The organism is Pseudomonas sp. FSL R10-0399 (assembly GCF_009600165.1).
In the GTDB taxonomy this organism is placed as follows: Bacteria; Pseudomonadota; Gammaproteobacteria; order Pseudomonadales; family Pseudomonadaceae; genus Aquipseudomonas; species Aquipseudomonas helleri.
In genome coordinates this window covers 1-832 of the sequence record NZ_WIWK01000276.1, presented here as the reverse complement: position 1 = coordinate 832, position 832 = coordinate 1, and the positions used below count along the sequence as shown (strand labels likewise).

General features: G+C 57.5%; 1 protein-coding gene. It reads right to left on the bottom strand.

The window, feature by feature from the left end:
• On the bottom strand, positions 1–832 hold an 832-nt coding region (locus GHO41_RS29410), incomplete at both ends, for an IS66 family transposase (RefSeq protein ID WP_153435359.1).

Here is an 832-nt window from a genome sequence, read left to right as displayed (position 1 = left end):
CAGCCCATCGTTTTAGGCTGTAATCCAGCGCCTTGGTAATCCCCAAACCTTCATGCACAAGCTCGCGCTGGGCGATCATCCAGGCATGAAACGCGTCCATCAGGGGCGCTGCTTTTTCCTGACGTATTCGTCGCCGGACATCCGGTTCCAAATCGCGAACTTCGCGTTCAACTTCATATAAAGCCGCGATGTACCGCAACGCCTGCTCAGCCAGCACGCTTTTATTGGTGACGTGCAGGTCGTAAAACTTGCGGCGAGCGTGGGTCATGCAGCCGATTTCGGTGACGCCAAGTGCAAAACTGGCTTTGTAACCGCTGTAGTCGTCACAGACCAACTTGCCTTTCCAGTCGCCAAGGAAATTGCGGGCATATTCGCCCGAGCGACCGGGGCTGAAGTCGTACACCACTGCACTGATCCCTGCGAACGCCGTCGTGGCATAGCCCCAAACATAAGCTCGATGAGTTTTCTTCTCGCCCGGCGCGAGCATCTGCACCGGCGTTTCATCGACATGCACCACGTTGTGCTCAAGCACGACCTCGCGCAGGGCATCGACCAGTGGCTGCAATTGCACGCCGCAAACGCCGACCCAACTGGCCAGCGTTGAACGAGGAATCGCGAGACCGGCCCGTCCGAAGATTTGCTCCTGGCGGAACAACGGCAAATGATCGGCGTATTTCGCGATCATCACTTGGGCCAACAGCCCGGCCGTCGGGATGCATTTGTCGATGACCTGCGCCGGCACCGGCTCTTGAATCAAGGTTTCGCAGTTGTCACAGACCCATTTGCCACGAATATGCCGTTCAACGCTGAACACGCCTGGCGTGTAGTCGAG